Below are 26,504 nucleotides of genomic sequence, written 5' to 3'. Positions count from 1 at the left end.
CGACGCACGCTTCGTCATGGAGTTTTGTTGACTCAGCCTACTTTGTCGAAGGAAAACAGTGAGGAATCCGAGAAGATGTCCGGATACTCCGCGTTAGTTCCTTTGGTGGGAGCACCCTTCCTGCCGCTTACTTTCCTTGCACGCCTCCCGCTGGCGATGCTCACCATCGGGTCCATGACCCTGGTAACTGCTACCACCGGCTCATATGCCATGGGCGGCTTGGCCGCGGCCATGGTTGGCCTGGGGTCCGCCATTGGCGGTCCGAGCATCGGCTATCTGGCTGACCGGGTGGGCCAGCGCCCGGTATTGACCACTGTCGCGGTCATCCACACCATCCTGCTGGTTGCCCTGACGCTGTTTGCCGATTCGGGACCGGACATGTCCGCGGCCTTGCTCTCGATCATGTGCCTGGCCGCCGGTGCTACCGGCCCGCAGGTCGGCCCGATGTCCCGCGTCCGCTGGATTGCAATCACCCGCCAGCAGAAGAAGAACCACAAGGTCCTTTCGGCGGCACTGAGCCTGGAGTCCATGTTCGATGAACTGGGCTTCGTCTTCGGCCCGGTTGCCGTGGGCCTGCTGGCCTCCCTGGTGGATCCGGTGCTGCCGCTCTACCTTGCCGCCCTGCTGACCCTGGTGCTGGTGCCGGTGTTCGCCTCGCACCGTACCGGCAATGCGGTGAAGCCGGCGAGAACCGCCGAGCACACTCCCAAGGTCTCGATCAGCGGCGCGCAGGTTGCCGCGATCGGTGCCCTGGTCCTGGGCATGATGGCGCTGGGCACGGTCTTCGGTTCCTCGGCGGCCGGTACCCTGGCCTTTGCGGGGGCGCAGGGCGATTCCAACTCCGGCGGCCTGCTCTATGGCGCCATGGGCTTCTCCAGCGCGATTGCCGCGATCTCCGTGGCCGCTTGGCCGCAGGCCTTCAAGCAGATCAACCGCTGGATCCTGTGCGGCGCAGCACTGACCGTGCTCAGCTTCGGGCTGCACGTGGCCGGCAATGTCCCGCTGATGCTCGTTGCCCTGTTCATCGCAGGATTTGCGGTAGGGCCGGTGATCGTCACGGTCATGACTCTGGGCGGCGAAGTCGCTCCGCCGCAGCGCCTGTCCACCGTGATGACCATGCTCTCTGCCGGCATTGTTGTGGGAACCGCGATCGGAAACGGCTTGGCCGGCGTCTTCGCCGAGACCCTGGGCTACCTCGGCGCCTTCTGGGTCTCCACCGGTGGCGCACTGGTGATCTTCCTGGCCGCTGTGGCAATGAAGATCGTTGTCGCGAAGTCCCCGTCGCTGGCCCGCGTCCGCTAGGGCAAGAACTCTGCGCACGAGACCGCCGTCCAGCAAAGCTGGATAAGAAGCATCCCGTTGCACCTCGCCCAGCAGGCGAAGGGCAACGGGATGCTTCTTTCCCCGCCGGGAATTGCTAGTGCGCGAGCTTTTCGCTGATGCGCGCCGCTGCGTGCTTGAGTTCCTCGATCATGCGCTCGTACCCGCCGACCGTGCTGGCGGCGAAGACGACGGCCAAGGCCGCCGGGGTTTGCCCGGAATGCTGGATCGGAACGGCAATGGACGTCACGCCCTGGATGACTTCATTCTCGCTGGTGGCATAGCCGTCAATCCGGGCCGCGACGGCAGCTTCGCGGTACTCGATGCCCGTGTCCAGGGCATCCCACTCGGCCTTGGCATAGCGCGACTGGATCGCGATGCCGGCTGCTCCCACATCCATGCCGTGCACCGAGCCCGGGCGATGGACGATCGCGCGCTGGGAGTTCAACGGGGAGACCGACTGCAAGGTGGTGCACAGGTCGTGTTCCCAGACGGCTACGAAAGCAGTCATCGACAGCTCGTTGGCCAGCGCGGTGAGTTCCGGGGTGGCGGCCGCCTGCAGGTCGCGCTGGACCGAGCGGGCGAGCACGGCCAAGCCGGAAGCGGAACGGATGTGCCCGGCCTCGTCGCGGTTGAGCAGGTGATGCTGCTCCAGGGTGCGGATGATGCGGTAGGCAATGGAGCGGTGGACTTCCAGTTTCGCGGCGATTTCCGCGATGGAAAGGTTGACCGGGGAATTGGCGACGATTTCAAGGACGCGGATTCCACGCGAAAGCGTCTGGGAGGTAGGCATTGCTCTTCAATCTGGCGTGCGGCGCTGCTGGAACGTCGTCGAGGGCCTTCGTAGTGAACCGGGGGACCAAGCGGTCGGTGATCTATATCCGATTTTAGTCGTTCTCTATTAGAACACCGAATTCCCGGCCCGTTGCGGGAGAGGGCGCCTGGTTGGAGCTGGTCATGATTTGGATAGATCTTGTGATCTGCTTCACTGAGGGCATATGATGGTGTGCGACATAAACCGTCCGAACGGTCGGTAAACAACTCGCAAAAGGCCAACTCATGTCATCGACTGTCACTCGCACCCAGGAGGAGCGCCGGGTTCTTGCCGGCACCCTGGTGGGCACCACCATTGAGTGGTACGACTTCTTCATTTTCGCCCAGCTCACCGCGACCCTGCTGACCCCGTTGTTCCTCGAGCCCCTGGGGCAGTCGAATCCGGGTGTCGCGCAGATCCTTTCCTTCGCAATGATCGGCATCTCCTTCTTCTTCCGTCCCCTGGGCGCAGTGGTTGCCGGCCACCTGGGCGACCGCTACGGACGCAAGCGCATCCTGGTGCTCACCCTGATCCTCATGGGCGTTGCCACCGCGGCCATCGGCCTGCTGCCAACCTACGCGTCCATCGGCGTGGCCGCGCCAATCCTGCTGGTGCTCCTGCGCGTGGTCCAGGGCTTCTCGGCCGGTGGCGAATGGGGCGGTGCAGCCTTGATGGCGGTAGAGCACGCACCAAAGGATCGCCGCGGCTACTTCGGCGCCTACCCGCAGATCGGCGTGCCCATCGGCATGATCCTGGCTACCGGCCTGCTCTACATCCTGCGCGTTGCGATGAGCCCGGAAGAGTTCGCCGCATGGGGCTGGCGCATTCCGTTCCTACTCTCCATTGCGCTGATCTTCGTGGGCTACATGATCCGCCGTGCGGTTGAGGAATCCCCGGTCTTCAAGCAGCTCGCCCAGCGCAAGGCTTCCGAGCACACCCCGCTGCGCGAGCTGATGACCAGCCATTCCAAGCAGGTCCTGCAGGCCGCGCTGATCTTCATCTCGAACAACGCCGCCGGTTACCTGGTGATCGCGTTCTTCATTTCCTACACCACCAAGGTCCTCGAGATGCCGGTGGCACCGATCCTCCTGGCTACCACCATCGGTTCGGTGGGCTGGCTGATCTTCACCCTGGTCGGCGGCTGGCTCTCGGACAAGATCGGGCGCCGCAATACCTTCGTGATCGGCTACGCGCTGGTGTTCATCTGGATGATCCCGATGTTCCTGATGGTCGACACCGGAAACATCGTGCTGTACACCATTGCGATCTTCGTGCTGACCGTCGGCCTGGGCTTGTCCTACGGCCCGCAGTCGGCGATGTACGCGGAGATGTTCCCGGCGCAGATCCGCTACTCGGGCATCTCCATTGGCTACGCCATTGGTGCTATTCTGGGCGGTGCCTTCGCGGCCACCGTGGCGCAGATCCTGCTGGAGACCACAGGCTCTTCGATCTCGATTGCCATCTACATCATGGTGCTGACCATCATTTCCGTGGCAGCGGTGTTCTGGGTGGGCGAGACCCGTGGACGCAACCTGCACGTGGAAGAAATCGAGGGCGAACAGGCCGACTCGCGCGTGGCGCACTAGTTTCGCGGCAGCACCATGCCCGCGCAGGCAAGGGATCAAGCGATCCTGGCCCGCGCGGGCATTTGCGCGTCTGGCGACCGGTGGTTTGGCGATCAGCAGGCGGATGCAGCGGGCAGTTTGCTGCACGGCCGACGTCCGGCCACCGCCATCCATTGCGCCTATGCCGCCGGCATGCGGGACCCGACTGCCTGGCCAGGTTACTGGGCGGGGCGGGTGGTGGAGGAACGTACGATCAGCCGATGGCCCAACTCGTGGGCTTGCGCCGGTTCCTGGCCACGGATAGCACGCAGCAGCATGGCGACCGCCAGCTGCCCCTGCTCATGCGGACGCTGCTCGACGGTGGTCAAGCCGAAGAGCTCGGCCAGGTCGTGATTGTCCACGCCGATGACCGACAGGTCATGGGGCAGCTGCAAACCGAGATCGCGGGCGGCCAGGATCGCGCCAATGGCCATTTCATCACTGGCTGCGAACACTGCCGTCGGTCGGGATGCCGGGTTGCCCAGCAGCTGCTTGGCCACCGCGTAGCCCTGGGCCATGGAGAAGTCCGCGCTGGCGAACAGCGACTCATCCAGTTCAAGTCCAGCCTCGGCCAGCGCCCGCTCGTAGCCGGTGCGGCGGTGGGTGGGCACCATGAAATCCACATCGGTTTCCGCGTTGCCGCCGATGAAGCCAATGCGTTCATGGCCCAGGGAGATGAGGTGCCCGGTCGCGAGGGCAGAAATCGCTTCGTCATTCACGTGCAGGGTCGGCACACCGGGAAGCGGTCCTCCCACGCCAACCAGGGGCTTGTCCATGGCCAGCAGCGCATGGACCTCGTCCTCAGCCAACTCGACGTTGACCGCGATCACCGCATCCACGCGCTGGCGCAGCAGGAAATCGGAGAAGATCTTCTCGCGCTGGGTGCGGTCCTTGGTCAGCTGATAGAGCGTGGTGTCATAGCCCTCGTCCATCAAGCGGCTGGAAATGCCTTCCAGCACGCAGGCATAGAACCAGTGGTTGATCACCGGAACGAGCACGCCGATGTTGCGGGTGCGTCCCGAGGCCAGCCCGGACGCGGAAGATGAGACCACATAGCCCAGCTCGGTGGCGGCGCGCTGCACAGCCTCCTGCGCTGACGCGGAGACAGAACCCCGGCCAGACAATGCGCGCGAGACGGTGGCAATGGATACGCCAGCGGCTTGTGCTACGTCTTTGATCCCGGCCACTTCTCTTCCTTCCTTCATAGGCACAGCCGTGGCTAGGGGAAATTCCTTCCCCTGGCCACGGCTCCTGCCCAACATTACCCGGTGCGGCTGCAGCCGGTCAGCAGATTGCCGGCTACGGCAACTGGAACCAGAGCGTGGTTTCGCCCGGAATCATTTCCGGTTCCGCCGAAATCTCGCTTTGGCTGCGCACCAGTTCGGTTGCGCCCTGCGCACCGGCAGGCAAAGGCTGTGCAGTTGCAGCGTAGTTGGCCACGACCAGCACTGTGCCGTTGGCGAAAGCCAGAACATCATCTCCGGTGCCTTCGACCCAATCCAGGGTGCCGGTGCCCAGTGCATGATCCTGGCGCAGCTGCAACAGGCGGCGGTACAGGTTCAGCGTGGAGGACTGTTCATCGACCTGCGCATCGCGGGCGTAGGAGTCCCAGCCTGCCGGCTGCGGCAGCCAGCTTTCACCGGTAGCGCTGAAGCCGAAAGCGGGCTTGCCGCTTTCCCAGGGCAAGGGCACTCGGCAGCCGTCACGCCCGTAGCGCTCGCCATTGGTGCGCAACCAGGTAGGATCCTGGCGCGCCTCATCTGGCAGTTCAACGGCTTCTGGCAGGCCCAGCTCTTCGCCCTGGTAGATGTAGGCGCCACCTGGCAGGGCCAGCATCAACGCGCTGGAAGCACGAGCGCGACGCAATCCCACGGCAGCCTCCGGCAGGTTCGGGGTGTTCAGGCCGATGCCCTCGCCCTGCGGGTTCTCATCGGTCAGCGCCAAGCGGGTCGCATGGCGCACCACGTCATGGTTGGAGAGCACCCAGGTGCTCGGGGCGCCGACCTTGCCGAACTCCTCCAGAGACTGGTCGATGGTTTCGCGGATCTGCTGGGCATCGAAGTCGCAAGAGAGATAAGGGAAGTTGAAAGCCTGGTGCATCTCGTCCTCGCGCACCCACTTGGCCATCAGCGACAGGGGATTGACCCAAGCCTCGGCGCACAGCACGCGCTCGCCGTCGTACTCGTCCATGACCTTGCGCCAGTCGCGGTAGATCTCATGCACGCCATCCTGGCCCCACCACGGAGCCAGTTCGTCGGTGCCGCCCATGGAGGCACCGGATGGGTCCGGGGTGAAGTCCGGCAAGCCCTCGGCCTTGATCAGCCCGTGGGCCACGTCAACGCGGAAGCCGTCGGTGCCCCGGTCCAGCCAGAAGCGCAGGACGTCGCGGAACATCGCGCGCACTTCCTCGTTGTGCCAGTTGAAGTCCGGCTGCGAGGAGTCGAAGATATGCAGGTAGGACTGGCCGGCGCTGCCATCAGGATTCGTGGTTTCGGTCCACATGGGGCCGCCGAAGACTGAATCCCAATTATTCGGGAGCCCGGTTGCCGGGGTGTCCTTGAAGATGAAGCGGTCGCGTTCGGGGGAGCCGGGCGCGGCCTTGAGCGCTTCCTGGAACCACGGGTGCTGGTCCGAGCAGTGGTTCGGAACCAGGTCGATGATGACGCGCAGGCCCAATGCGTGGGCCTTGGCCACCATCGCGTCGTAGTCCTCCAGGGTTCCAAACAGCGGATCCACATCGCAGTAGTCCGACACGTCGTATCCGGCGTCCTTTTGCGGGGAAGTGAAGAATGGCGAAAGCCAAATCGCGTCGACCGAAAGCTGCGCGATGCTTTCCAGGCGTTGGGTAATGCCGCGCAGATCACCCATCCCATCGCCATTGGAATCGGCGAAGGAGCGCGGGTAGATCTGGTAGATCACCGAGGAGCGCCACCACTGCGAGTCTTCGGATTGCAGAAGGGAATCAGCTGCTGAACGAATTGAAGTCATGACGGTAACGATAAATGATTCACCACAGTTTGTAAACGCTTGCAATTATGCTTCAAAGCCTTCGTTCCATGATGAGGTCTGAATTCGTGCCTCGGCCGATAAAAACTGATTTTTATCGGCGTTGTTGTCAATTTTCATGATCTGTGCCACGCTGTAAACGCTTACAATCAATGTGTTACTCGCACCACTAAAGACCCGACCGGCAGGCCCAGCGGAAATCGCGGCCGACCCGGTCCCTGATGACACAGTTGTCACGAAAGGACATCCCATGAAGGTGAATAAGCACCCTTGGCTTCTCGGCGGAGCACTGACGGCCATTGCCGCACTCTCGCTCACCGCCTGCGGCGGGTCTGGCTCCAACACGCCAGCAGTTTCCTCCAGCCCCGCAGCGGCGCAATCCTCGCCGGCAGCTGCCTCCGGCGGCAAGCTGACCGTCTGGGTCGACGCCAACCGCGAGCCAGTGCTCAAGGATGCAGCAGCTGACTTCGAGAAGCAGTCCGGGGTCAAGGTGGACCTCGTGATCAAGGACTTCTCCAAGATCCAGGAAGACTTCCTGCGCCAGGTTCCAACCGGCAAGGGCCCGGATATCACCATCGGCGCCCACGACTGGTTGGGCAACCTGGTCAACAACGGCGTAGTCCAGCCAGTTGAGCTGGGCGACAAGGCCGGCGAGTTCCAGGACGTCGCGGTCAACGCCATGAGCTACGAGGGCAACACCTACGGCGTTCCCTACGCCACCGAGAACCTGGCCCTGCTGCGCAATGCGGATCTGGTCAAGGAAGCTCCAAAGAGCTTCGATGACATGATTGCCGCCGGCGAGAAGGCCGGCACCGAATTCCCGTTCCTGGTCCAGGTCTCTGACGTCGGCGATCCATTCCACGCCTACCCGTTCCAGACCTCCTTCGGCGCACCGGTGTTCGGCACCGATGATACGGGCGCCTATGACCCGGCAGATCTGCAGATCGGCAACGAGGGCGGCATCGAATTCGCCAAGTGGCTGGCTGAAGAGGGCGAAGAAGGCAACCTGAAGACCAGCCTCGACGGGGACATTGCCAAGGAGAAGTTCGTCTCCGGCGACTCGCCATTCTTCCTGACCGGTCCATGGAACGTGGAAGCAGTAGAAGAAGCTGAAATCAACCTGGAAATCGACCCGATTCCATCGGCCGGTGGCGAGCAGGCCCAGCCATTCGTCGCCGTGCAGGGTTTCTTCGTTTCCGCGAAGACCGAGAACCTGCTGGCCGCTACCGAATTCCTGACCAACTACATCGGCACCGAAGAAGTCCAGACCGAACTGTACGAGGTGGGCAACCGCCCGCCGGCAAACAAGGCGGCATTCGAAGCGGCCAAGGCCGATGAAACCATCGCTGCCTTCGGCGAGGTCGGCGCCAACGGCGTGCCGATGCCGAACATCCCGGAAATGGCTGCCGTATGGGAGTTCTGGGGCGTAGCCGAGGCCGAGATCATCACCGGCAAGGCTGATCCGGCCAAGCGCTGGAAGCAGATGACCTCGGATATCGAAAAGGCCATCTCGAAGTAGGAACGCCTGCCACCAGGCACAACGATGGGCGCTGGGGCCGGGAGGAACTCCTCCGGGTCCCAGCGCCTGCAATTCACCAGCGCTAACTGCACTTGATCGACAGGGACATCTGGAAGATGACAAAGACCGCCCGCCAAGGGCCGCAACCCGGCACCGAGGAGACGAAGCCCAAGCTGTCACCGGCAGCCAGGCGCTTCGCCAACGCCACCAGCACCTCCACTGGCGCCATGCTCGCCAAGATCATCCTGGTGGCGATCGTCGATGCGACCGCGCTCTTCGCGGTCTTCACCGCACTGGGGCGCGAAGCCTGGGCGATCGCCGCGGTGATCGCGGCCATTACCGTGCTGATCAACGTGGTCTACTTCAAGCGCGGATGGCTGCCGGCAAAGTACCTGCTGCCGGGCACCATCTTCCTGCTGATCTTCCAGGTCTTCGTGATCGGCTACACCGGGTATATCGCCTTCACCAACTACGGTTCGGGGCACAACTCGGATAAGGATGACGCGATCAGCGCGCTGCTGCAATCCAACCAGAACCGCGTCGAGGGATCAGCCGGCTACCCGGTGTCCATCCTCGAGGGGCAAGACGGGCTGGCGATGCTCATTGAGCGCGATGGCCAGCAGCTGCTCGGCGATGCGGATGATCCTTTCGTCCCGGTAGACCCCGCTGGCCTGGGGGACTACTCCGAACTGGCTTTCGCCGATTTGCTGGGCCGCCAGCAGGAAGTCACCTCGCTGGCCGTTCCATTCACCGAGAACCCGGCAGATGGCACCGTGCGCACCAGCGATGGCCGCACCGCCTACCAGTACACTTCCTCCATCAAGCATGATGAAGCCGCGGACACCATGACCGATCAGCAGACCGGCGTGGTGTACCGGGACACCGGCGTGGGCGCGTATACCGCGCAGGACGGCTCGCAGCTGATGCCCGGCTGGTCCATCAACGTGGGCTTCGAGAACTTCACCCGTGCGGTCACCGATTCCTCGATCCGCAACGCCCTGTTCTCTGTCACCGTGTGGACCTTCGCCTTCGCCTTCCTGTCGGTGGCGACCACCTTCTTCCTCGGGCTGTTCCTGGCGATTGTCTTCAACGACCTGCGCATGAAGGGGCGGAAGGTCTACCGCGTCATCTCGATCCTGCCTTACGCATTCCCTGCGTTCCTGGGCGGGCTGGTCTGGGCCGGCATGCTCAACCGCGACTTCGGGTTCGTCAACCAGGTGCTCCTGGGCGGAGCGCAGATCCCTTGGCTGACCGACCCGTGGCTGGCGAAGTTCTCCGTGCTCTGGGTGAATCTGTGGCTCGGATTCCCGTACATGTTCCTGGTCTGCACCGGGGCGCTGCAGTCCATTCCGAATGAACTCTCCGAAGCGGCCACCATCGACGGGGCGAAGCCGTTCCAGATCTTCCGGTTGATCAAGCTGCCGCTGCTGCTGGTCTCGGTGGCTCCGCTGCTGATCAGCTCCTTCGCCTTCAACTTCAACAACTTCAACGTGATCTACATGCTCACCGAAGGCGGGCCGCGCATGCAGGATGCAGGACTGAACGTGGGATCCACCGACATCCTGATCTCCATGGTCTACAAGGTGGCCTTCGTTGGCTCCCAGCGCGACTATGGGCTGGCCAGCGCCTTCTCCATCATCATTTTCGTGATCGTCGCGATCATCTCGATTATCAGTTTCAAGCAGACCAAGGCACTGGAGGAGCTGAACTAATGAGCACCGAAATCACCGGCAGGCCGGTAGCCGGCGCACCCAAGGGACGCGCGGGGCGCCAGGGCCTGGGCAAATGGTTCGCCTCCACCGGCTGGCGCCACCTGATCGGCGTGGCCCTGTGCATCTATGCGGCCTTCCCGCTGCTCTACGTGCTCTCGGCCTCGCTGAACCCCAATGGAACCCTGCTGTCTTCCAATGGATTGTTCACCACCATCGGCTTCAACAGCTATGTGGAGCTGTTCCAGAATCAGCAGCGTCCCTTCGGCGCCTGGTTCATCAACACCTTGGTGATCGGCCTGACCACGGCGGCCGCTTCGGTGTTCCTCGGCGCCTTGGCTGCCTACAGCTTCTCGCGGATGCGCTTCACCGGCCGCCGCGTGGGCCTGGTCAGCTTGCTGATTGTGCAGATCTTCCCGCAGCTGCTGGCCGTAGTGGCGATCTTCATCCTGCTCACCTCGCTGGGAGATGTCTTCCCGGTCTTGGGCATCGATAACCAGATCGCATTGATCATGGTGTACCTGGGCGGGGCACTGGGTGTGAACACCTATCTGATGTACGGCTTCTTCAACACCATTCCGGTGGAAATCGATGAAGCGGCGAAGATCGATGGTGCTGGCCATGCCCGCATCTTCTTCACCATGATCCTGCGCCTGGTGGCACCGATCCTGGCCGTCGTGGGCCTGCTGTCCTTCATTTCCAGCACCTCGGACTTCGTGATCGCCTCGGTCATCCTGGTCTCCCCGGAGAACCAGACGCTGGCTGTGGGACTGTACTCCTACGTCTCGGAGGAATTCACCTCCAACTGGTCGGTCTTCGCTGCCGGTGCGGTACTGTCAGCGATCCCGGTGATGGCATTGTTCCTGTTCTTGCAGAAGTACATTGTCGGCGGCCTGACCGCCGGCGCAGGCAAGTAGCCCGCAGCAACTGACCGCTTCGGGCAGATGGGGCAACGCCACTGGCGTTGCCCCATTTTGCCTGCGTCAGCCCATGGGCCGGAGCACGTAGAGTAAAAGGCATGAAGCCCTACTTGCCGCGCGCCGCCCGCAACTACCTGGAGCAACTTCGCCGTGCGCTGGATTTCTTGTCTTTGCAAGAACGCAACGAAGTCATTGAAACCACCAAGCAGGAGATTCTCCGCCTGCCTGGCGGCGGACGCCGCAAGAGCGATTTGATCCGCTTGCTCGGCGAGCCTGCCTCGCGCGCGCTCAAATTCGAACGCCATGAGCCCGAAGCCCTGGAAGTGGGCAGCGGCAAGTACTTCTTGACGCGTATTCTGGCGTGGCCAATTTTCGCTCTCGCACTGCTGACCCTGATGGTGGTGCTTTTCGCCCCGCCGCAAGCCGCCTTGGCCAACGAACAGAGCTTCGGCTTTGTTGCCGGGGGAGTTGGCGGGCTGCTGGGGCAACTCGAATTGCTGATCGGATCCCAGCTGATTTGGCTGGCGTTCATTCCGGTCATCCTCAGCCTGGTTCCCTTGTGGCTGCCCAATAGTGCCGGCACCACCATCCACATCCTCGGGGCTGTGATCATGACCGTTATCTGCGCGGCCGGTGGCGGACAGCTCTCGCTCTTCTTCATTCCGGTGACCGTGCTGCTCTGGGCACAGGTTTTCACCCCGCTGCTGATGATGCGCGGTTCCATGGCAAGCCCCGGGCCCGGCTGGCTGGTGTGCGCGGCGGTGCTGCTGATCCTGGTCCTGGGGTATGCCAGCTACCAAGGCCTGGCCAGCTTCAGCGCTGCGCCATGGCTGATCCTGGCTCCGGCCGCGCTGCTGGCCGTGCTGGCGATGCTGTTGCCCTTCCGCTGGAAGCTGGCTCATATTGCGCTGGTCGCAGCCGGCCTGCTGGTGATGGCCGCTGGATTCGTCGCTGCGCTGCCAGGAACCTACGGGGCGGTCCTGGCCTGGCCGTGGCTGGCTGGCGGCATGAGCTTCGCCGTAGGACATCTCGCGCTAGCTGCCGGCATGTGGCACGAACGAGCCAGGAAATTGCTGGCCCTGTTTTAGGAGTTTCAATACTTGTAGGCGCTTAATGGGAATTTACAGAGAAAATGCGTATATCCTCGTGACATGGCCGAGAATAAGGAAAATTCCTCTCCTGAACCGACAAAACGTGGTCGCGGGCGCCCGCGCAAGGACTCTGAATTCCAGTCCCTGAGCAAAGAGCAGCTGGCCCAGAAGGCTCTGGAAATCGCCGGTGCCGAGGGCTACGACGCGCTGACCATGCACCGTCTTGCGGCCGAATTCAATGTCACCCCGCGGGCGTTGTACAACTACGTGGCGGATCGCCAAGAAGTCATCAACCTGGCGGTGGGGCGCTTCATCTCGATCAATCCGCTGATCGAGTTCGACTGCAACGACTGGAAGCTCGGGGTGACCGAAGCGTACAACGCGACGCGCCGGGCCTACCGGGCCTACCCCCGGGCCTCGCAATTGACGCTCGACGAAAAGCTCAAGGTGGAGCCCGGCCCGTTCCGCAATGAATTGATGGAACGGATCCTCGCCTTCTTCGTGGATATCGGGCTGACGCTCAAGCAGGCAGTGGCCATGGTCCGCGCCCTGGAACGGGATGTCCTGGGTTTCGTGATGCATGTGGATTACTACTATGACCGCCGCTCGAAGGACAGCCCGGACTACGTGAGCTCGCTGGTGCCGGTCCAATTGCTTGACGCCTACCCGGAAGTTCCGACACCGCTGGCACGCCAAGCGCTCGAGCTGCCGCAGCAGGACAGCGATGACCTTTTCGGGGAAGTCGTCGAGTTGCGGTTGCTGGCTATTGCGCAGATGCTCGAGCTCAACCGGGCCGCCGAAGACCACAAAGAGTGAAATAAGCACCTCGACAGGGAATATTAGCCAGCTGGCCAACGCTGTAGGTTGAAGGACCGCAGGATTGTGCGGCCTGGAATTCGTTTGAAAGTTGGCCCATGTCCCAGAGCAAGCCGCATCCGGTACCAGTTGCTGAAGAACTCTCGGCCGGAGCACGATGGCGATTGCTGGGCGTGCTGCTGGCAGCGATGTTCATGTCGCTGGTTTCGGTCAGCATCGTCAACGTGGTTCTTCCTGCCATCGGTTCCACCCTGCACGCCACCGAAGCGGACCTGCAGTGGGTATTGGCCGGATATGCGCTGACCTTCGGCGTGGTGCTGGTTGCTGCCGGACGCGCCGGCGACCTGCTGGGCCGTGGCGTGATGTTCGTGGCGGGTTTGGCGATCTTCACAGCCGCCAGCATCCTCGCAGGGCTGGCCGCGGATCCACTGGTATTGAACATTGCCCGCTTCATCATGGGCGTTGGCTCGGGCCTGCTCAACCCCCAAGTGATGGGCATGATCCAGCAGCACTTCCGTGGCGCGGCCCGTGGCCGGGCCTACGGGCTGCTGGGCACCGCCGTCGGCTTCTCGGTAGCTATTGGGCCGGTGCTGGGCGGATTGCTGATCAACTGGTTTGGCGAAGACGCCGGCTGGCGCGCCACCTTCTTGATCAACGTCCCGGTCGGCGTGCTGGCTATTGTCCTGGCGCTGCTGTGGCTGCCTAAGCCGCTGTTCAACAAGCCAGCGGGCAAGGTGGATCTGGACCCGGTTGGCGGCCTCCTGCTGGCGGTTGGCATTTTCGCCCTGCTCCTGCCATTCGTCCAGGGCCGCGAAACCCCATGGCTCTGGTCGCTGCTGGCCTTGGCAGTCCTGGTCATGGTGCTCTGGGTCTGGTGGGAGAAGAAGTACAAGAAGCTCGGGCGCGAACCAATGGTGGAATTGGCCCTGTTCAAGATCCGCAGCTTCACCAACGGCACGCTCATTGCGGGCCTGTACTTCATGGGTGTTTCCAGCGTCTGGGTGCTGGTGGCCATTTACGTCCAGCAATCCCAGGGTTTCAGTGCCCTGCAGGCAGGGCTGATCTGCCTTCCCGCGGCCCTGCTCTCCGCCTTCAGCTCCGACATCGCCGGACGCTATGTCATGACCGTGGGGCGAAAAATGGTCATCGGCGGCATTCTCAGCGCCCTGTTCGGCCTGCTGGCCACCATTGCCGTGGTGGTCCTGGAGGATCGCGGGCTGCTGAACATCTGGTGGATGCTGCTTTCGCTGGCCTTCATCGGCGTAGCCCAGGGCTTCATTATTTCGCCTAACCAGGCGCTGACCCTCATGGAAGTTCCCGTGGCCAACTCCGGCAGTGCCGGCGGCTTGATGCAGACTTCCCAGCGCGTGGGCACTGCGGTGGGCATTGCGGTGATTACCGCTGTCTTCTACGGCATGAACCACGTAGCCGGGTATTCGATCGCCATGGCGCTCTCATTCGCTGCCATTTCCCTCTTGGTCCTGGCCACCTTGCTGGTCGGTATCCTTGATCTGCGCCATAGCCATGCTGCCCGCAGCAAGCCAGTTGCCGAAGAAGTCGTTCCCGTCAGCACCGGCGTGCAGCGTACGGTGACCGGGGCAATCGAGGTTGTCGGGCCGAAGGAGCCTACCCAGCCAGTAGACTCCCAGCCGTAATCCGGTACTGGCCAGCGGGTGGGCCGAAGACCTAGGCTGGGGGATATGAAGCGATTCTTCCTGCGCACCGCGGCACTGTCTTTGGCTTTCGGTGTTGCCGCCTGCGGGGCGACCCCGGGCGAGCCGGGCGCCAGCCAGCCAACTGAAAGCGAGACCAGCGTGATACTCCAGGATCCGGTCGGCTTGTGGGGCAGCAAGGAGCAAGGCCAGCCGTGGCTGGAGCTTGCCGAAGACGGCAAGATCACCGGCAGCGATGGCTGCAACCGCCTCGCCGGTACCTGGAGTGCATCCGAAGACCTGGAATTCGCCGCGCTGGCTTCGACCAAGATGTTCTGCGAAGGCGTGGATGACTGGCTCTCGCGCGCTGCCTCCGCCAAGCTGGAGGACGGCGAAAAGATGCTTGTCCTTGACGCAGACGGGAAAGAGCTAGGAACCCTTGCCTTTGGTGGCAAGGGATCCTAGCTCTTTGCTGCTTCAGCCTGAACTATGCGCTGACGCGGTAACCGGAGATCATCGGGCACTCGAAAGGATCCCGGGCCGATAGCCCGACCTTGTTCAGGTAGGTGATCACCTGTGCGTAGGATTCGCGGACACTGGCCACGGTGTACGGGACCTGGTGCTCGTCGCAGTACTGGCGCACGATGCGCGAGACGCCGGCCAGGTTGGCGCGCGGCATGGACGGGAACAGGTGGTGCTCTACCTGGTAGTTCAATCCGCCGTAGACGTGGGAGAGCACGCGGTTTCCCCAGCTGGACTTGGCCATGACATTGCGTCCGGTCAGTACCTGGCGGGAGAAGAAGTCGATGCGGGCGTCCTGGGGAACCATCGGCATGCCCTTGTGGTTCGGGGCGAAGGAGGCACCCATGTAGACGCCGAAGACTGCCAGCTGCACGCCGAGGAAGGCGAAAGCCATGCCCACTGGCAGGAAGTAGAACACGATCGCCAGGTAGATGGCGATGCGCAGTGCAATGCCGGTCATCTCGCGCTTGCGGTTCTTGACCCGGCCGGCCTTGAACAGGTACTTGATCGAATGCATATGCAGATTCAAGCCCTCAAGGGTGAGCAGCGGGAAGAACAGGTAGCCCTGGCGGTTGGTGATCCACTTGAGCAGGCCGCGCTGGCGCTTGGCGTCCTCGGTCTGGAAGGAGATGGTGTCCCACTCGATGTCCGGATCCTTGCCCACGGTATTGGGGGTGGCGTGGTGCTTGTTGTGCTTGTTCATCCACCACTGGTAGCTGATGCCCACGACGATATTGGCCAGGAACTGGCCCAGCTTGTCATTGCGCTTGTGCGAAGCCAGGATCTGGCGGTGTGCCGCCTCGTGCGCCAGGAACGCGAATTGGGTGAGCAGCAGGCCCAAGGCTGCGGCCATCAGCAACTGGAACCAGCTGTCGCCCAGGAGGATGAAACCGGTAACGGTACCGGCTAGCAGCACCGTCAGCACGATGCCCAACCCGAGATAGTGCCCGCGGCGGCGGCCGACCAGTCCAGCTTCGGTGACCAGCTTCTTGACGTGGAAGAAGCTCTTGGGGTCGCCCGGCTTGACCGTTGGCCCTTGGGGATGGAGTGTTGCAGTGCTGCTCAAGAAAATATCCTTGGGTACTAGGCGTCGACCTCGCAGTCGAAAGAACTGAAAAACTCGGCTCCCATAGTGCCAATCCTACGTTGGATAGCTGTGAACTTGCCAGTGCAATAAGTGCCCAAGTGAGGCCCTAGAAATGGGCCGTTAGTTGACCCTGTGCAACTTCCCATCGGGCGTCCAGTCGCACATTCTCCAGCAAGCGCCGATCATGGGTGACCAGCAGCAGTGCTCCGGTGTACGCTTCCAGGGCTTCTTCGAGCTGTTCGATGGCCAGTACGTCCAGGTGGTTGGTCGGCTCATCGAGCACCAGCAGGTTCACCCCGCGGGCCTGGAGCAGCGCCATGGATGCGCGGGTTCGCTCGCCGGGGGAGAGCGAATCCACCAGGGCCGAGGACTGGTCGGCCTTCAAGCCGAACTTGGCAAGCAGGGTGCGCACCTCCGCGGCGGAGTACTCGGGCACTTCCAGTTCGAAGGCTTCGCCCAGTGGCAGGTCGCCGGGCAGCTGGGTGCGCGCCTGGTCGATTTCTCCGATATTCACCGAACTGCCCAGGGATGCCGAGCCGCTGTGCGGGGCCAGCTTGCCCAGCAGCAGGTTCAGCAAGGTCGACTTGCCTGCTCCGTTCGGGCCGGTGATGCCAATCCGGTCCCCGGCGTTGACCTGCACCGAAACCGGTCCGAAAGCGTAGTCCCCGTGGGATACCGAGGCCTCGTTGAGCGTGCACATCACCGAGGACCCGCGCTCAGCCGCGGCGATGGAGAACTGCAGGACCCATTCCTTGCGCGGTTCGGCCACTTCGTCGAGCCGGGCGATGCGCGATTCCATCTGGCGCACCTTGGCGGCCTGCTTTTCCGAGGACTCGGAGTTGGCCCGGCGGCGGATCTTGTCGTTGTCCGGCGCCTTGCGCATGGCGTTGCGCACGCCTTGCGAGGACCATTCGCGCTGGGTGCGGGCGCGGGAGACCAGATCGGCTTTCTGGTTCTCGAACTGCTCGTAGGCCTCACGGGCATGGGTGCGGTTGATGGCCCGTTCGGCAAGGTACGAGTCGTAGCCGCCTTCATAGGTGGCTACCTGGTTCTGGGCCAGGTCCAATTCGATGATGCCGGTGGTGCAGCGGGAGAGGAACTCGCGGTCATGCGATACCAGGATCACCGGCGCGCGCAGGGAATTGATGAAATGCTCCAAATGCTCCAGGCCCTCGAGATCGAGATCATTGGTCGGTTCATCGAGCAGCACCGCATCGAAGCGGGAGAGCAGCAGGGCTGCCAGAGCCACGCGGGCTGCCTGGCCGCCGGACAGGGCAGTCATCTCGGTTTCTACCGGGAGGGTGAAGCCGAGCTTGGCCAGCACCTCGGGGATGCGGTCTTCCAGATCCATGGCGCCACAGGCCATCCAGTGGTCGAATGCAGCGGTGTAGGCGTCATCCGCACCGGGCTTGCCGCTGCCAAGTTCTTCGGCGGTGGATTCCATGGCGGTGGTGGCGGCGGCGCAACCGGTGCGGCGGGCCAAATACGCGGTGATGGTTTCACCTGGAACGCGGTCGTGTTCCTGGGGCATCCAGCCGATGAACGCAGAATCCGGGGCGGTGCTCACCGTTCCGGCCTGCGGGGCCGCGGCCCCGGCAAGCAGCGAGAGCAATGTGGACTTGCCAGCGCCGTTGGCACCCACTACGCCGTAGACATCACCGGGTGCGGCGGTGAAGTTCAGATTCGAGAAGAGGGTTCGGTGGGCGTGGCCGCCAGTCAGGTCCTTGGCCACGAGCGTTGCAGTCATGGCTCCAATTCTAGTTCCAGTCGGACGCGGAATATTTCCGGTGTGCCCTAGGCAATACCGGGCGAGAGTATTAGTCTATTAGCATGCATGCAGATAATAAGATTTATGCTCCGGATCCTTCCTCGGATTTCGTGGAGCTGGCCGCGGAAGTCTTCGGCTTGCTGTCCGATGCCACCCGGATCCGGATTGTGCTGCATCTGCGCCGTGCCGGTGAGCTCTCGGTCAACGCGCTCGCGGAACTGGTCGAGAAGAGCCCTTCGGGGGTATCCCAGCACCTGGCCCGTTTGCGCATGGCGCGCATGGTGACCACGCGCCAGGACGGAACCAAGGTCCTGTACAGCCTCACCGATGAGCACCCGGCGCGCCTGGTCAGCGAAGCGATCAAGCAGGCGGAGCATTCGGTATCCAACGGCCAGCTGCCGCTGCACCACGAAGCCCCGCAAGGCTAGCGGCAAAAGATACGGGAGTCGGCAAAGATGCTCGCAGTACTCAGGGACCAGGCGTACGCCAAGCTTTTCAGCGCCCAGATGATTGCGCTGCTGGGCACGGGCCTGCTTACCGTTGCCCTGGGCCTGCTGGCTTTCGATATTGCCGGCAGCAACGCGGGATTAGTGCTTGGGCTGGCTTTGACTGTGAAGATGGTCGCCTATGTGGCCGTTGCTCCTGTGGCCAATGCCCTGGTTTCCCATATTCCGCGCAAACCCGTGCTCATCGGGTCCAACATCATTCGTGGACTAGTGGCGCTCTGCCTCCCATTCGCCAGCGAAGCGTGGCAGATCTATGTGCTGATTTTCGTACTGCAATCAGCATCGGCGACCTTCACCCCCGCGTTCCAAGCGGTCATTCCCTCGATCCTGCCCGATGAGCGGGATTACACCCGGGCCTTGTCGCTGTCGCGGCTGGCCTATGACATGGAGTCGTTGGCCAGCCCGATGCTGGCGGCCGCGCTGCTGACCGTCACCAGCTACCACAACCTCTTCGCCGGGACCGTGCTCGGCTTTGCCGCGTCCGCTCTGCTTGTTGCCGCGACGCGCTTCCCGGCGATCCCGCCGCCCCAGAAGTCGCTCTTCTTCCATCGCCTCACCGGGGGAACCCGGGCATTCTGGGCGGCACCGGAACTGCGCAGCCTGATGGCGCTGAATCTGGTGGTCGCCGCGATCTCCGCCATGGTCATCGTCAACACAGTGGTGCTGGTGAAGGGGGATCTGGGCCGTTCGCAGGTGGATGTGGCGCTGCTGCTCGGAGCATACGGTGCAGGTTCGATGGCGGTGGCACTGGGCATGCCGGGGTTGCTGGAGCGATTCGAAGACCGCAGCGTGATGCTCGCAGGCGCCGTGATGGTGCCGCTGCTGCTGTTCGTCGGTGCCGCTGTGATCGGCTGGGGCGAGGGTTCTGGCCAATGGGCCGGGCTCCTTGGCCTGTGGCTGGCCCTGGGTGCGGCGACCGCAACTATCCTCACGCCCTCGTCGAGGCTGCTGCGCCGCAACAGCACCGAGCAAAACCGCCCCGGTGTTTTTGCCGCGCAATTTTCCTTGTCCCATGCCTGCTTCCTGTTGGCCTATCCGGTGGCCGGCGCCCTGGGCGCTTCGATCCGCCTGTGGGGTGCGGCTCTGGTCCTGGTCGGCATCGGAGTGGTCGGTACGGTGCTGGCATTTGCCTCGTGGCGCCCGGAAACGGTTTCGGCGCACCAGGCTGATCCGATACCCAACGCCAATTCTTGAGCTGTCGTCTTCGGGATTTATGCGCGGCTGCACGGCAACAGGCCGGTGGATCGTGTTCCAAGTACCGTGCAGCGGCGGAGCGGTGCGCTCATCCTGCCACCGCCGGTCGGCCAATTACTAGCTGGCGAGGCACGGGCGCCGATGACAGGATGGTTGCCGTGTCTCGCGGGACGGTGAGATGAATCCACTTATTTCAAAAAGTTCTTGCTGTGTTGTGGCTCACTTGCTACAGTCTTACCGCTAAAAGGGATTCCGATCCCATTCAGTGGGAACACTTACCTTCAGATTAACATGAAAAGGGGTCATTCTGATGGACGATCAGCTGAACCTCGGCGAGAACAACCTTCCGTTAGCAGGCGTGCGCGTGCTGGAACTTGGAAACTTCATTGCTGCTCCCTTCGCTGCCCGGATCTTTGGCGATTTCGGCGCTGAAGTAATCAAGATCGAGCGACCTGATGGGGGAGATGAACTGCGCGACTGGCGCAAGGCCCGCGGTGAAACCTCCATGCTCTTCCGCACTATCGCGCGCAACAAGAAATCTGTCGAGCTCGATTTGCGCAGCGAGCTAGGTGCGAGGGCAATTAAGGAAATCATCAGGACCACAGATGTGCTGATCGAGAATTTCCGTCCTGGCACTTTGGAAAAGTGGGGGCTTGGCCCTGAGGTGCTCAGTGTAATCAACCCTGAACTGGTGATCGTGCGTATCTCGGGCTACGGTCAGACTGGACCCTATAAGGACCGCGCCGGATTCGGCAGTTCTGCTGAATCATTTGCCGGATTGCGCTACATCACCGGCGAACCCGACCGTCCCGCAGGACGGGCCGCCGCCTCCTTGGGTGATACCGTCGCAGGTCTCTACGGAGTCATCGGCGCCTTGATGCTGATGCTCAACAAGGCCAAGGGAGGGAGCAACCAGGAGCAGAACGTCGTCGATGTGGCACTGTACGAAGGTGTCTTCTCGCTGCTCGAATCACTGGTCCCGGACTACGATGCCTACGGCATGGTCCGCGAGCGTACCGGCGGCCGGCTTCCAGGAGTGGTGCCTACCGGCTCCTATACTTGCCAGGATGGCCTGGAGGTGGTTATCGGAGGGAACTCCAACTCGGTATTCACCAGGTTGATGCGCGCTGTCGGGCGCGAGGACCTGGCCAACGACCAGTCCCTTTTAACCACCGAGGCTCGCGGTTCCCGCGAGGCAGAGCTCAACGGAGCCATCGAGGCATTCACCGGATCCCTGCCGCTGCCGCAGGTGCTCGACGCGTTGGATGCGGCCGGGGTTCCGGCGGCTCCGGTCTACGACGCTGCCTCCATCGCCCAGGACGAGCACTACCTTGCCCGCGGCATGATCGAGACCCACGAAGTGAAGGTCGACCAGGAGCCCGAACTGATCCGCTTCCCGGGCGTGGTGCCAAGGATTCCCGGCCACCAGGGCGAGGTCAAGTGGGTCGGCCCGGACCTGGGGGAGCATACAGAGGAAGTCCTCAAGGACCTGGCTGGCTTCGATGAAGGGCAGATCCGGGCCATGGGCAACAAGGCGGTGAAATGATGCGGATCGAAATCACCGACGTGTTCTTGCGTGACGGATTGCAGGACGAACCGGTCATCGTTTCCACGGCCGACAAGGTGAAGATCGCCCGAGCCACCATGGACGCAGGTGTCGAGCGCATGGAGATCGCGTCATTCGTCAACCCGAAGCGCGTGCCGCAAATGGCCGACGCCAGCGACGTGTTGTCCGCGCTGTCCATGGAATCCAGGGTGCGTTTCACGGTCCTGGCCCTGAACGGCCAGGGCATCGCCCGGGCGGCAGCTGCCGGAGCGCGCGAAGTCCAGGTGGTGGCGTCGGCCAGCCAGGCGCACAGCAATGCCAACGCCGGTGCTGGCATCGAGAAGTCACTGGCCTCGCTCGCGGGCGATGTCGCAGCCCACCCGGAAACCGGATTCCACGCCGGGATCTCCACCGCCTTCACCTGCCCCTACGAGGGCGAGATCGACCCCTCTCGTCTCCTGCAACTGGTACGCGCCTTCAAGTCCATGGGCATCACGGACATCGGGCTGGCTGACACCCTCGGAACCACGCCACCGCAACGCCTGATCGACAGCGTGAAGCACATCCAGGACGCTGAACCCGACCTGGCCTACTCGTTGCACCTGCACAATGCCCACGGCCTGGCCCTGGACACGGTGAAATTGGCCATCGATGCGGGCATTACCCGCTTCGATGCCGCACTGGGCGGCTATGGGGGCTGCCCATTCGCTCCGGGCGCGGCAGGAAACCTGTCCACAGAAGAGCTCGTGGATTTTCTGCACGCCGAAGGGCACATCACAGGAATTGATCCTTCAGGGCTCGCAAAGGCCACCGATCTGGCCCGCGCAACGATCTCCAACGCACCACCTGTCCAAACAGATTCCCTCTCCATCCACTAGGCAACCAGGCCTGCCTTCACGGCTGGCCATGCAACGGCCTTCCGCGCAAAGACGCCGGTAGCCTTGCAAGCCACGAAACATCGGGAGAATACGATGTCAAAGACCAACCAGGAAGCCCAGCTTCCGCGTTCCATCCAGGGTGAAGACCAAGACCTTCTGCGGCGGCTGAACGAAAAGGCCCAGCTGCCCAAGGGCGCCCACCACGCCAACCCCCGGCACTTCGCCATCTCGGGCCTGCCGATCTGGCTTTACCTGACCATGGCCGCGGTAGTGCTCATCGCAGCCGTGACCGGCAAGCTTCCCGGCGGCATGTTGCCAGGCTTCGCCGTCGCGATGCTGCTGGGCGGCCTGCTGATCTGGTTCGGCAACCTGTTCCCGATAGTCCGTGACTTCGGGCTGCCGACGATCCTGTGCACCTTCGTCCCGGCGCTGGTGATGTTCTACGGGTTCATGCCGGAGGCGATCATTACCGTGGTCACTGACTTCATCACCACCCACGGGTTCCTTGACTTCTTCGTGGCTGCGGTGATCGCCGGCTCGATCCTCGGCGCGCCGCGCGCCCTGCTGCTCAAGGCAGGTCCGCGCTTCGCGATCCCGCTGGTTTCCTGCATCCTGATCTCCTTTGCTGCAATCGGACTGATCGGAGCCGTAGCAGGATTCGGTTTCTGGAACGCGATGCTCACCGTAGCGGCCCCGATCATGGCTGGCGGCCTGGGCCTGGGGGCGGTGCCGATGAGCGAAATGTACGGCGCCCAGACCGGGCAGGATTCCTCGGCATTCATGGGCGACCTGATGTCGGCTGTGGTCGTCGCCAATGTCTTCTGCATCCTCTTCGCCGGAATCCTCAACGGACTGGGCAAGCGCAAGCAGCTGTTTATCGGCTTCAGCGGCAACGGCGACCTGATGCGCGTGAAGGGAACCAGCAAGGAGCTGTCCAACCCGCCCAAGCGCACCATGGCGAGTTTCCTCACCTTGGGCAAGGGACTGGTGCTGACGGCAGGGCTCTACGTGCTGGGGGAACTGCTCGGCGGGTTCTTCGCATTCCTGCATCCCTACGCCTGGATGATCATCGTCGTGGCCGCGCTGAAGATCTTCGGGTTGCTGCCCAAGGATATCGAGGAAGCCACCACCGACTGGGGCGAGATGATCACCTCGGTGCTGGTCCCGGCGCTGCTGGTGGGCGTGAGCATTTCCTACATCGACATCAACGAGGTCTTGGCTTCGCTGGGCGACCCGATGTTCATCGTGCTGGTGGTCATTACCGTGCTGATCGCCGGACTGAGCGCCGGAATTGTGGGCTGGCTGCTGAAGTTCAACTTCGTCGAAGCGGCCATCACCCCGGGCCTGGTCATGGCCGACACCGGCGGTTCGGGCGACGTGTCGGTACTCAGCGCGTCGGAGCGCATGCACCTGATGCCGTTCGCGGCCCTTTCCAACCGCATCGGAGGGGCCTTCGTGCTCTTCTTGACTACACTGCTGGTGCTATTCATGGGCTAGCGAACCGCGGCGTGCTCGCCAAGGATCCGGTCCACGCATCGATGGCGGGGCCGGATCCTTTTGGTGATTGCCGGGGTGGCGCTACCTCTGGTCGCTGAAGGCCGCGGAGATCCTCGCTGCGGTGCCCGCTACCAGCTGGCCGTGATCGGTGCCGGGGGAGACTTCGCATCGCGAGAGCGGCATGGCCAGGCAGATCGAAGCAATGATGTGATCACTCTGGAGTACCGGTGCGCTCACCGATCCCAGCCCGGGAGTGCGCAGCCCCACGGATTCCACCCAGCCGTGGCTTTCGATCGAGGCCATGGCCTCCTGGTCGAAGGCCAGCAGCCGTCCGCTGGAACCATGCGGCAGGGCGAGGCTTGCTCCTGGGGGCAAGGTCGCCTTCAATTCGTGCCGGGAATCCACGGAGCTGATGCAAACCCGATGATCGCCGCGGCGAATCCATAGTTGCGCCGTCTCACCGGTCGCATCGCGCAGTTCGGTGAGGTGTCCGAGTCCGACCAGTTCAAGCCGGCTGCGCACGAACCGCCTCCCCAGGCTGTAGTTGCCCGACGGCTCGCGCTTGAGGAAGTCGTACTCGACTAGGCTCAGTGCCAGCCGGTGGGCGGTGGAAGTGGACAGTCCGGTTTGGCGGGCCAGCTCGCTGGCCGTTGCATCACCGAATTCGAGCGCGTCGAGGAGCTGGCAGATGCGTTCCAGCTGCCGATTGGTCGTGGGTTCAGTCATGGAGCGGGCCTTTCAGGGTAACGGGTAAACGGGCGGTGGCGTGGTCGGTGCTCGGGGATTGAATCAGTGATTCCTACTGTATGGGAAGTGGATTTCGCTGGCCAGTAATGAATACTGCCCTGGAGTCTAGTGATCCTCGATACATACTGATATTGTATTCCCGCTGAATAGAAATTGAATCCCACTACATAGGAATATCAGGAGGTTGTCATGGCCAATTACAGGATTACGGTCATTCCCGGTGACGGGATCGGGCCGGAAGTCGTCGACTCGGCGCTGAAGTTGCTCGGAGAGGTCCAGGAGCAGTTCGGGTTCACCCTTGACTACGTCACCTACGATTTCTCAGCTGACCTGTACCGGCGCACCGGGCGCAAGATCACCGCTGCCGACATGGACGAGATTGGAAAGAGCGACGCAGTGCTCTTCGGGGCCATGGGGCTGCCCGACGTGCGAGACGAAGAAGGCCTGGAACTTGGAGCGCAGGTCGAGATGCGCGCCCACTACAAGCTGTTCGCCAGCCTGCGTCCGGTCAAGCTCTTCAAGGGTGTTCCGAACGCGGTACGGGCTGAGAACATAGACATGCTGGTGATCCGTGAGACCTCCGAGGGCATGTTCGCAGGTCTGCACGACAAGCATGAACCCAGCGATGTGGAAGCCACCGACCGGATGACCATCACGCGGGCGACCTGTGAAACGCTCTTTGCTGAGGCCTTCGACCAGGCCCGGTCCCGCCGCAAGCGCGGTACCCCCGGCCGGGTGACCCTGCTGCATAAGTCCAATGCCCTGCGCAGCAACGTGCTGATGGAAAAGGTCTTCGACGAAGTCGCAGCGAAGAATACCGACATCGATAGCAGCAAGTACTATATTGACGCCGGTTCGATGTACATGGTGACTGATCCGGGGCGGTTTGACGTGATCGTCAGCGAGAACATTTTCGGCGACATCACTTCGGAAATTGCCGCCGGTCTAGTTGGCGGACTGGGCGTGGCACCTTCGGCTGATGTGAGCCGGACCCACGGGGTCTTCCAGCCGTCGCATGGCAGCGCGCCGGATATCGCCGGCACTGGCAAGGCCAATCCCACAGCAATGATCCTCTCTGCCGCCATGATGCTCGACTGGCTGGGAGAAAAACGCGAGGATGAAGCGCTCGTCTGCGCTGCACGCAGCATTAACTCCGCTGTCCAAGAGGTGCTCGCCACCGGTCCGCGCTCGGCCGATCTGGGCGGGAATGCCAGCACCGGGGAAGTGACCGACGCGGTACTCCGCGCCCTGCAAGCCTCCGCAAGTATCCCGGCCGGATCCTGAAAGGATAATCATGACCTGGAAAGTCCTATTCATCAACCCATTAAATGACTACATCGACGGCCTGAAAGCATCGACTCCCGAAGGGTTCGAGCTGGTGGTATTGCCAGCTGGCACCAGCGTGGAGGAGCTGGTAGCCGAGGCAGCTGACGCAGACTTCATCATTTCGGGCATCGAGGTCCCCGAAGAAGTCTTCCGTGCAGCCACCCGCGCGAAGTTCATCCAGTACATGAGCTCGGGTTACGGCCAGCTGCCGTTGGGGGTGCTCAACGACCTGGGCATTCCCGTGGCGCAAATGAAAACCCATTCGATCTCGGTGGCCGAGCACGCGGTGAGCCTGATCCTTAACTTGTTGCGCCGTATTCCGTCCTCGATGCAGCTTTTGCGCGAGGGCAAATGGCGCCAGGACCTGGATGAAGCCTCCTATGCGGAACTGTATGGCAAGACCGTGGGAATCGTAGGCCTGGGAAATATTGGGCGTTGGGTTGGCAAGGTGGTGCACCATGGCTTCGGTGCCAACGTCGTCTACTACGACACTGCCCAGATCCCGCTGACAGTGTCCGAGCTGATCTCGGCACGGGCGGTGTCATTGGAGACTTTGATGCGCGAATCCGATGTTGTCTGCGTAAGCCTTCCGCTGAATCAGGGGACCGGCAAGCTCATTGGACGCGAGGAACTGGCCATGATGAAGGCGTCCGCCGTGCTGGTCAATGTCGGTCGCGGCGAGGTCATCGATGAAGAGGCATTGATTGACGCCTTGCGCACCGGGAGCATTGCCGGTGCCGGGCTGGATGTCTTCGAACTGGAGCCGCTGGAACTGGGCAGCGAGCTATTGAGCCTGGACTCGGTGATCTGCACGCCCCATATGGCGGGGGTGGGCTGGGAGAATGTGCAGCGGAGGCTGGCCACAGTTTGGGACAACATCGATGCCGTTTTGCGCTCAGAAGTTCCTCTTGGGGTCGTCACCGAAACCAGGCGCGTCCCGATAAGCGGTGCCGTAGGTTGATCCGCCGGTTGGCCAGGCCTG

22 protein-coding genes are annotated in these 26,504 nt (G+C 62.6%); 16 read left to right on the top strand and 6 right to left on the bottom strand.

All coding sequences use genetic code 11. From position 1 onward, the window contains the following. Positions 1 to 27: 27 nt before the first annotated feature. Complete coding sequence (locus tag AC1Z36_RS13750) at positions 28 to 1,302, top strand: MFS transporter (RefSeq protein ID WP_105658442.1); 1,275 nt, start codon at positions 28 to 30, stop codon at positions 1,300 to 1,302. 115 nt (positions 1,303 to 1,417) lie between these two features. Here AC1Z36_RS13750 and AC1Z36_RS13745 read toward each other — a convergent pair whose 3' ends face one another. Further along, entirely contained in the window at positions 1,418 to 2,113 is a 696-nt protein-coding gene (locus AC1Z36_RS13745; RefSeq protein ID WP_105658443.1) for an IclR family transcriptional regulator, read from the bottom strand. 266 nt (positions 2,114 to 2,379) lie between these two features. On the opposite strand from AC1Z36_RS13745, the gene AC1Z36_RS13740 reads away from it, so the two are divergent. Further along, a complete protein-coding gene (locus AC1Z36_RS13740; RefSeq protein WP_388025320.1) occupies positions 2,380 to 3,720 on the top strand; it encodes an MFS transporter in 1,341 nt (446 codons plus the stop codon). A gap of 197 nt (positions 3,721 to 3,917) precedes the next feature. Here AC1Z36_RS13740 and AC1Z36_RS13735 read toward each other — a convergent pair whose 3' ends face one another. Together AC1Z36_RS13735 and AC1Z36_RS13730 are read right to left on the bottom strand one after the other, a co-directional pair. Further along, positions 3,918 to 4,925: a LacI family DNA-binding transcriptional regulator gene (locus AC1Z36_RS13735; protein ID WP_402697289.1), complete on the bottom strand. Its 1,008-nt coding sequence runs from the start codon at positions 4,923 to 4,925 to the stop codon at positions 3,918 to 3,920. Positions 4,926 to 5,037: 112 nt separating this feature from the next. Then, on the bottom strand, positions 5,038 to 6,726 hold the full coding sequence (locus AC1Z36_RS13730) for a glycoside hydrolase family 13 protein (protein WP_483561357.1): 1,689 nt from the start codon (positions 6,724 to 6,726) through the stop codon (positions 5,038 to 5,040). Between the two features lie 268 nt (positions 6,727 to 6,994). Here AC1Z36_RS13730 and AC1Z36_RS13725 point away from each other — a divergent pair, with 268 nt between their 5' ends. From AC1Z36_RS13725 to AC1Z36_RS13695, 7 genes are all read left to right on the top strand, one after another. Next, entirely contained in the window at positions 6,995 to 8,263 is a 1,269-nt protein-coding gene (locus AC1Z36_RS13725) for a sugar ABC transporter substrate-binding protein (protein WP_105658446.1), read from the top strand. Positions 8,264 to 8,379: 116 nt separating this feature from the next. Continuing rightward, positions 8,380 to 9,975 carry an ABC transporter permease subunit gene (locus AC1Z36_RS13720; protein ID WP_434693425.1) on the top strand — a complete coding sequence of 532 codons (1,596 nt, stop codon included), beginning with the start codon at positions 8,380 to 8,382 and terminating at the stop codon, positions 9,973 to 9,975. Then, on the top strand, positions 9,975 to 10,889 hold the full coding sequence (locus AC1Z36_RS13715) for a sugar ABC transporter permease (RefSeq protein ID WP_434693428.1): 915 nt from the start codon (positions 9,975 to 9,977) through the stop codon (positions 10,887 to 10,889). Before AC1Z36_RS13720 ends, AC1Z36_RS13715 begins: the two co-directional genes overlap by 1 nt. 101 nt (positions 10,890 to 10,990) lie before the next feature. Further along, positions 10,991 to 11,980 carry a hypothetical protein gene (locus AC1Z36_RS13710; RefSeq protein WP_332595165.1) on the top strand — a complete coding sequence of 330 codons (990 nt, stop codon included), beginning with the start codon at positions 10,991 to 10,993 and terminating at the stop codon, positions 11,978 to 11,980. Between the two features lie 63 nt (positions 11,981 to 12,043). Next, positions 12,044 to 12,799, top strand: coding sequence for a TetR/AcrR family transcriptional regulator (locus AC1Z36_RS13705; RefSeq protein WP_105662609.1), 756 nt, complete (start codon positions 12,044 to 12,046; stop codon positions 12,797 to 12,799). Between the two features lie 98 nt (positions 12,800 to 12,897). Next, positions 12,898 to 14,454 (top strand): MFS transporter, encoded by a 1,557-nt coding sequence (locus AC1Z36_RS13700; protein ID WP_332488224.1) that lies wholly within the window; start codon positions 12,898 to 12,900, stop codon positions 14,452 to 14,454. 45 nt (positions 14,455 to 14,499) lie between these two features. Next, positions 14,500 to 14,916, top strand: coding sequence for an META domain-containing protein (locus AC1Z36_RS13695; RefSeq protein ID WP_105658452.1), 417 nt, complete (start codon positions 14,500 to 14,502; stop codon positions 14,914 to 14,916). A gap of 22 nt (positions 14,917 to 14,938) precedes the next feature. On the opposite strand, the gene AC1Z36_RS13690 is transcribed toward AC1Z36_RS13695, so the two are convergent. Together AC1Z36_RS13690 and AC1Z36_RS13685 are read right to left on the bottom strand one after the other, a co-directional pair. Beyond that, a complete protein-coding gene (locus tag AC1Z36_RS13690; RefSeq protein WP_400290833.1) occupies positions 14,939 to 16,039 on the bottom strand; it encodes a fatty acid desaturase family protein in 1,101 nt (366 codons plus the stop codon). Between the two features lie 127 nt (positions 16,040 to 16,166). Then, on the bottom strand, positions 16,167 to 17,807 hold the full coding sequence (locus AC1Z36_RS13685; protein ID WP_105661061.1) for an ABC-F family ATP-binding cassette domain-containing protein: 1,641 nt from the start codon (positions 17,805 to 17,807) through the stop codon (positions 16,167 to 16,169). 83 nt (positions 17,808 to 17,890) lie between these two features. Here AC1Z36_RS13685 and AC1Z36_RS13680 point away from each other — a divergent pair, with 83 nt between their 5' ends. The 5 genes from AC1Z36_RS13680 (at position 17,891) to AC1Z36_RS13660 (ending at position 23,449) form a co-directional block, all read left to right on the top strand. Then, entirely contained in the window at positions 17,891 to 18,256 is a 366-nt protein-coding gene (locus tag AC1Z36_RS13680) for an ArsR/SmtB family transcription factor (RefSeq protein ID WP_105658020.1), read from the top strand. A 27-nt stretch (positions 18,257 to 18,283) separates the two neighbouring features. After that, positions 18,284 to 19,528 (top strand): MFS transporter, encoded by a 1,245-nt coding sequence (locus AC1Z36_RS13675; protein ID WP_105661062.1) that lies wholly within the window; start codon positions 18,284 to 18,286, stop codon positions 19,526 to 19,528. Positions 19,529 to 19,838: 310 nt separating this feature from the next. Further along, entirely contained in the window at positions 19,839 to 21,074 is a 1,236-nt protein-coding gene (locus tag AC1Z36_RS13670; RefSeq protein WP_105661063.1) for a CaiB/BaiF CoA transferase family protein, read from the top strand. Further along, positions 21,071 to 21,952, top strand: coding sequence for a hydroxymethylglutaryl-CoA lyase (locus AC1Z36_RS13665; RefSeq protein WP_286134517.1), 882 nt, complete (start codon positions 21,071 to 21,073; stop codon positions 21,950 to 21,952). Before AC1Z36_RS13670 ends, AC1Z36_RS13665 begins: the two co-directional genes overlap by 4 nt. A gap of 93 nt (positions 21,953 to 22,045) precedes the next feature. After that, complete coding sequence (locus AC1Z36_RS13660; protein WP_483561356.1) at positions 22,046 to 23,449, top strand: 2-hydroxycarboxylate transporter family protein; 1,404 nt, start codon at positions 22,046 to 22,048, stop codon at positions 23,447 to 23,449. Between the two features lie 81 nt (positions 23,450 to 23,530). Here AC1Z36_RS13660 and AC1Z36_RS13655 read toward each other — a convergent pair whose 3' ends face one another. Beyond that, a complete protein-coding gene (locus AC1Z36_RS13655) occupies positions 23,531 to 24,175 on the bottom strand; it encodes an IclR family transcriptional regulator (protein ID WP_105661066.1) in 645 nt (214 codons plus the stop codon). Between the two features lie 210 nt (positions 24,176 to 24,385). Between AC1Z36_RS13655 and AC1Z36_RS13650 the strand changes: the two genes are divergently transcribed. Both AC1Z36_RS13650 and AC1Z36_RS13645 read left to right on the top strand, forming a co-directional pair. Beyond that, complete coding sequence (locus AC1Z36_RS13650) at positions 24,386 to 25,480, top strand: isocitrate/isopropylmalate dehydrogenase family protein (RefSeq protein WP_105661067.1); 1,095 nt, start codon at positions 24,386 to 24,388, stop codon at positions 25,478 to 25,480. A 10-nt stretch (positions 25,481 to 25,490) separates the two neighbouring features. Continuing rightward, positions 25,491 to 26,483 (top strand): NAD(P)-dependent oxidoreductase, encoded by a 993-nt coding sequence (locus AC1Z36_RS13645; RefSeq protein ID WP_105661068.1) that lies wholly within the window; start codon positions 25,491 to 25,493, stop codon positions 26,481 to 26,483. The last annotated feature ends 21 nt before the right edge of the window (positions 26,484 to 26,504 follow it).

It is taken from the genome of Glutamicibacter sp. BS14, assembly GCF_056934375.1.
The sequence above is the reverse complement of the archived record's forward strand: the minus strand, read 5'-3'. Positions and strand labels throughout refer to the sequence as shown.

Excerpts from the sequence above, each read along its gene's own strand:
- AC1Z36_RS13745 (WP_105658443.1), bottom strand. The coding sequence starts at position 2,113 with ATGCCTACCTCCCAGACGCTTTCGCGTGGAATCCGCGTCCTTGAAATC.
- AC1Z36_RS13740 (WP_388025320.1), top strand. The coding sequence starts at position 2,380 with ATGTCATCGACTGTCACTCGCACCCAGGAGGAGCGCCGGGTTCTTGCC.
- AC1Z36_RS13730 (WP_483561357.1), bottom strand. The coding sequence starts at position 6,726 with ATGACTTCAATTCGTTCAGCAGCTGATTCCCTTCTGCAATCCGAAGAC.
- AC1Z36_RS13725 (WP_105658446.1), top strand. The coding sequence starts at position 6,995 with ATGAAGGTGAATAAGCACCCTTGGCTTCTCGGCGGAGCACTGACGGCC.
- AC1Z36_RS13720 (WP_434693425.1), top strand. The coding sequence starts at position 8,380 with ATGACAAAGACCGCCCGCCAAGGGCCGCAACCCGGCACCGAGGAGACG.
- AC1Z36_RS13715 (WP_434693428.1), top strand. The coding sequence starts at position 9,975 with ATGAGCACCGAAATCACCGGCAGGCCGGTAGCCGGCGCACCCAAGGGA.
- AC1Z36_RS13710 (WP_332595165.1), top strand. The coding sequence starts at position 10,991 with ATGAAGCCCTACTTGCCGCGCGCCGCCCGCAACTACCTGGAGCAACTT.
- AC1Z36_RS13705 (WP_105662609.1), top strand. The coding sequence starts at position 12,044 with ATGGCCGAGAATAAGGAAAATTCCTCTCCTGAACCGACAAAACGTGGT.
- AC1Z36_RS13700 (WP_332488224.1), top strand. The coding sequence starts at position 12,898 with ATGTCCCAGAGCAAGCCGCATCCGGTACCAGTTGCTGAAGAACTCTCG.
- AC1Z36_RS13695 (WP_105658452.1), top strand. The coding sequence starts at position 14,500 with ATGAAGCGATTCTTCCTGCGCACCGCGGCACTGTCTTTGGCTTTCGGT.
- AC1Z36_RS13685 (WP_105661061.1), bottom strand. The coding sequence starts at position 17,807 with ATGACTGCAACGCTCGTGGCCAAGGACCTGACTGGCGGCCACGCCCAC.
- AC1Z36_RS13680 (WP_105658020.1), top strand. The coding sequence starts at position 17,891 with ATGCATGCAGATAATAAGATTTATGCTCCGGATCCTTCCTCGGATTTC.
- AC1Z36_RS13675 (WP_105661062.1), top strand. The coding sequence starts at position 18,284 with ATGCTCGCAGTACTCAGGGACCAGGCGTACGCCAAGCTTTTCAGCGCC.
- AC1Z36_RS13670 (WP_105661063.1), top strand. The coding sequence starts at position 19,839 with ATGGACGATCAGCTGAACCTCGGCGAGAACAACCTTCCGTTAGCAGGC.
- AC1Z36_RS13665 (WP_286134517.1), top strand. The coding sequence starts at position 21,071 with ATGATGCGGATCGAAATCACCGACGTGTTCTTGCGTGACGGATTGCAG.
- AC1Z36_RS13660 (WP_483561356.1), top strand. The coding sequence starts at position 22,046 with ATGTCAAAGACCAACCAGGAAGCCCAGCTTCCGCGTTCCATCCAGGGT.
- AC1Z36_RS13655 (WP_105661066.1), bottom strand. The coding sequence starts at position 24,175 with ATGACTGAACCCACGACCAATCGGCAGCTGGAACGCATCTGCCAGCTC.
- AC1Z36_RS13650 (WP_105661067.1), top strand. The coding sequence starts at position 24,386 with ATGGCCAATTACAGGATTACGGTCATTCCCGGTGACGGGATCGGGCCG.
- AC1Z36_RS13645 (WP_105661068.1), top strand. The coding sequence starts at position 25,491 with ATGACCTGGAAAGTCCTATTCATCAACCCATTAAATGACTACATCGAC.